The organism is Variovorax sp. 20P10.2.4, assembly GCF_058244205.1.
In genome coordinates, this window is record NZ_JBZAYE010000603.1 from 1 (window position 1) to 4,427 (window position 4,427).

General features: G+C 70.5%; 5 protein-coding genes. All 5 read right to left on the reverse strand.

Translation table 11 applies throughout. From position 1 onward, the window contains the following. Position 1: 1 nt before the first annotated feature. Positions 2-1,144: a CaiB/BaiF CoA transferase family protein gene (locus AC27VN_RS33955; RefSeq protein WP_490879423.1), complete on the reverse strand. Its 1,143-nt coding sequence runs from the start codon at positions 1,142-1,144 to the stop codon at positions 2-4. Next, complete coding sequence (locus tag AC27VN_RS33960; protein ID WP_490879424.1) at positions 1,141-1,797, reverse strand: 3-hydroxyacyl-CoA dehydrogenase family protein; 657 nt, start codon at positions 1,795-1,797, stop codon at positions 1,141-1,143. The genes AC27VN_RS33955 and AC27VN_RS33960 overlap by 4 nt, the downstream gene beginning before the upstream one ends. A gap of 3 nt (positions 1,798-1,800) precedes the next feature. After that, positions 1,801-2,676, reverse strand: a complete 876-nt coding sequence (locus AC27VN_RS33965; RefSeq protein ID WP_490879425.1) for a 3-hydroxyacyl-CoA dehydrogenase family protein — start codon at positions 2,674-2,676, stop codon at positions 1,801-1,803. 27 nt (positions 2,677-2,703) lie between these two features. Next, on the reverse strand, positions 2,704-3,870 hold the full coding sequence (locus tag AC27VN_RS33970) for an acyl-CoA dehydrogenase family protein (RefSeq protein ID WP_490879426.1): 1,167 nt from the start codon (positions 3,868-3,870) through the stop codon (positions 2,704-2,706). Between the two features lies 1 nt (position 3,871). Next, positions 3,872-4,427 (reverse strand): SDR family NAD(P)-dependent oxidoreductase (locus AC27VN_RS33975; protein WP_490879427.1); only part of this gene is annotated, 556 nt, incomplete at its 5' end.

Here is a 4,427-nt window from a genome sequence, read left to right on the forward strand (position 1 = left end):
TTCATCGGAACCTCTCTGCGTCGGGTGTGTCGGCAAACTCCTGGGGCCGGGCCTCGCCCAGCGGCGGATAGGACGCACTCGTGCCCCCCGTACGAAAACGCGCGTCGACCGGCAGCGGCAGTGCCGCGATCTCGGCGCCATCGGCGTTGCGCACGCGCCGATCGAACAGACCGCGCGCGCGAAAGTGCGGATGGGCCACCGCCTCCTCGAGCGTCGCGACCAGCGCCACGCAGACGTCGTGGCCCTCGAAGTGCCGCAGCCATTCATCGGCCGTTCGCTGCGCGATCGCGTGCGCCACCGCATCGCGCGTGGCCTGCGGATCGAGCGCGGGATCCTCGAGCTGCGGCGCCTCGATGATCTGGAGGAAGGCGTGCCAGAACTTGTCCTCGAGCGGCGCCACCGCGAGATGGCGGCCGTCGCGCGTCGCGTAGACCTGGTAACGGGGCGTGCCGCCCGTGACCAGGCCGCGCCCGGCCCGCGGCCATCGGCCGGTGGCCTGTCCCTCGGCCAGGCCCCAGTACATCAGCGTGAACAGGTTGTCGGCCATCGCCACGTCGAGGTGGCAGCCGGTGCCGGTGACGTCGCGCTGCCGCAGCGCCAGCAGGATGTTCATCACCGCTGGATAGCAGCCGCCCGCGATGTCGGCCACCAGCGCCTGCGGCAGCGGCGGCGTGCCGTCCGCGCCCGCCGAGAGGCCCAGCATGCCGCTTTGCGCGAGGTAGTTGAGGTCGTGCGCCGCCACCTCGGCAAGCGGCCCGTGCTGGCCATAGCCGGTGATCGAGCAATAGACCAGCCGCGGATTGACGCGCGCGAGTGCCGCGGGATCGAGACCCAGGCGCTGCATCACGCCCGGGCGGAACTGCTCGACCAGCACGTCGGCCGTGGCCACGAGTTCGAGGAAGGCGGTGCGATCGTCGGGCTGCTTGAGGTCGAGCGCGACCGACCGCTTGCCGCGGTTGAGCAGCGCGAAGTTCGCGCTGTCGCCGCCGAAGCGCGGTTCGTACGAGCGCATCTCGTCGCCGCGGCCGGGCCGCTCGATCTTGATGACCTCGGCACCGGCATCGGCCAGCAGCAGCGTGCACAGCGGCCCCGGCAGCAGGGTGCTGAGGTCGAGCACGCGGATGCCTTCGAGCGGCGGCATCATGCGGCGGCGCGCTGCGCGGCGACCTGTGCGCGGCGCGCGGGCGCATACGCGGCCTGGCCGAGCGCCGCATGCAGCGCCTGCGTGACCTCGAAGTGCGCCGCGAGGCCGGTGCGCTCGAGCAGCGCGATCGGTCCCTCGGGATAGCCGAGGCCGAGTCGCAAGGTCTTGTCGAGATCGTCCGCGCTCGCCAGGCCCTCGTCGAGCCGGCGCAGCGCCGCGTTGAGGTAGGGACGCAGCAGCCGGTCGACGATGCGGCCCGGGAAATCGGCGCACACGGCCACCGCCAGTCCCGCGGCGCGGAAGGCTTCGCAGGCGGCTGCGAGCGCCTCGGCCCGCGTGCCCGGCTGGCGCACAACCTCGACCAGGTTCGACGGCGCCGAGTCGCCGAGCCGGAAGCGCGCGAAGCCCACGAGGTTCGAACCTTCGAGGCCGCGCGATTCGCCGCCGTGAACGCCCAAGCATTCGTTGCCGAGCTCGACCGCGACGAAGGGACAGGCGTCGAGCGGCTGTGCGTCGCGTAGCGCGGCACCGGCCTGCGCACCGAGGAACACGCGCGCTTCGCCCTGCGGCGTGGCCGCCTCGAGGAAAGCATGGGGCGCGGGAAAGGAGCGGCTGTCACCGCCATGGACGATGCGATAGGAAGTGGTTGTCATGGCTCAGGCTCCGTGAAGCGCGTTGTCGGCATAGGCATGGAATCCGCGGCCCGACTTCTTGCCCAGGCGGCCGGCGACGATCATGCGGCGCACGAGCGGCGGACAGGCCGCGCGCTCCTCGTGCGTGAGGCCGTGCATGGCCTCGCACAGCAGGCGCTGGGTGTCCAGGCCGATCAGGTCGAGCAGCTCGAGCGGGCCCATCGGATAGCCGAGCGCGGCCTTGACCGCGGTGTCGATGTCCTCGGCGCTCGCCACGCCTTGCTCCACCAGGCGGATGGCGTCGTTGTTGAACGGGATCAGGAAGTAGTTGAGGATGAAGCCCGGCGAGTCCTGCGTGCGCACCGGCTTCTGTCCGAGCGCCTCGCAGAAGGCCCAGGCACGCTCGAAGGTGGCCTCGCTGGTGTTCAGGCCCGGCGACATCTCCACCAGCTTCATCAGTTGCGCGGGCAGGCAGAAGTGCATGCCGACGAAGCGGTCGGAGCGGCCGCTGCCGCCGGCGATCTCGGTGATCGAGATGGTGGAGGTGTTCGAGGCGAAGATCGCATGCGGCGCGCAGACCGCGTGCAGTTGCTCGAAGATCCGGTGCTTGGCGCCGAGGTCCTCGAACACCGCCTCGATCACGAGGTCGCAGTCGGCGAGGTCTGTGAGCGCCGTGGTGCCCTGCCAGCCCTCGAGGATGCGCCCGGGCGCGTCGGGCGGCAGCTTGCCCTTCTTCACCGAACGCTCCAGGAAGACCCGCGTCTGTTCGCGCGCGCGGTCCAGCGCGTCCTGCCGCAGGTCGAACACGCGGGTCCTGAAGCCCGCCCGGGCGCACACGATGGCGATGCCGGCACCCATCGTGCCGCATCCCACCACGCCCACTGTCTTGATCTCGCTCATCGTCGGTCCTTGGTTGATCACATTGCACTAGCGCTCGAGGAAGCTGCGGCCGATGAGCTGGCGGTGGACCTGATTGGTCCCCTCCCAGATCTGCGTGATCTTGGCGTCGCGCATCAGCCGCTCGACGCGGTAGTCCTTGCAGTAGCCGTAGCCGCCAAGCAGCTGCACCGCATCGGTCGAGGCCTTCATCGCGAGATCGGTCGCGCGCAGCTTGAGCACCGAGGCCTCGATGCCGAAGTCGCGTTCGCCCGCGTCCACGCGCTGCGCCAGCGACCACAGCCACGACTCCACCAGCGCGATCTCGGCCGCGAGGTCGGCGACCATGAACTGCACGCCCTGGAATTCGAGGATGCGCCGGCCCGACTGGCGCCGCTGGTTGATGTAGGCCACCGCGTCCTCGAAGGCCGCGCGTGCGATGCCCAGCGCATGCGCGGCGACGCTCGGGCGCGACTTGTTGAGCGAGGCGAACAGGATCTTCAGCCCGTCGCCGGGATCGCCCAGCAGGTTGGCGCGCGGCACGCGGCAGCCGTCGAAGGCCAGCGTGGCGGTGCTCGACGCGCGCGTGCCCATCTTGTCCTCGAGCCGGACCACCGACAGCCCCGGCGTGCCCTTTTCGAGCACCAGCACCGAGATCGCGGCCTTGGCATCGGCGATGCCGGCCCACTTGCCGAACACCAGGTAGAGGTCGGCGACGTCGCCGTTGGTGATGAAGCTCTTGCCGCCGTCGATGACGATCTGGCCGTTCTCCTCGCGGAAGGTGGTGCGCATGCCGGTGGCGTCGGAGCCGGCGCCGGGCTCGGTGATCGCCAGCGCGCCCAGGCCGCCTTCGGCGATGCGCGGCAGCAGGCGCTGCTTCTGCTCCTCGGTGCCCCAGTCGATCAGCGGCTTCATGGCGTGGTAGTTGGTGGCCCACACGATGCCGGTCGAAGCGCAGGCCTTGCCGATCTCGCGCACGCAGGCCAGGTAGCAGAGGTAGGACAGCGGCGCGCCGCCGTACTCGGCCGGCACGAACATCGCGTTGAGCCCGAGCCGGTTGATGTCGCGCAGGTTCTGCGTCGGAAACTCGCCCGTGCGGTCGTGGTGTTCGGCGCGCGGCGCGATCGCCTCGCGCGCGAGCTGCTGCACGCTGTCGAGCAGCATGCGCTCGTCGTCGGCCAGCGCGATGCCGGCATCCAGTCGTTGGAGAAGGTTCATGTCAGTGCGCGATGCCCTGGGCACCGTCGAGGTAGATGGTTTCGCCGCTGAGGAAGCCGCCCGGCTGCGCGTAGAGCGCGGCGACGAAGCGGCCGACGTCCTCGGCGGTGCCGGGCTCGCCGGATGGAATGCGCTTCTGCAGGTAGGCGCGCAGCGGGCCCGAAGCGAGCATCTCGGCGTTGAGGTCGGTCTGGATGTAGCCGGGCGCGACGTCGATCACGCGGATGCCTGCCGCCGCCCATTCGACCGCGAGGCAGCGGGTGATCGCCCCCACCGCGGCCTTCGAGGCGCAGTAGGCGACGTTGCGCTTCACGCCGAGCTTGTCGAAGAAGGAGCCGATGTTGACGATCAGCCCGCCGCCCGCCTCGACCAGATGGGGATGGACCGCTTGCGCGGCCAGCAGCGTGGCGGTGGCGTTGGTGTCCATCACGGCATGCCATTGGTCGAGCGGCGTCTGCGCCGCCGGCGACTCGAGGTGCACGCCGGCGTTGTTGACCAGCCCGGCGATGCGATGACCGCGCCCGGCGATCTCGCGGCAGGCCTCGGCCATCGCGCCA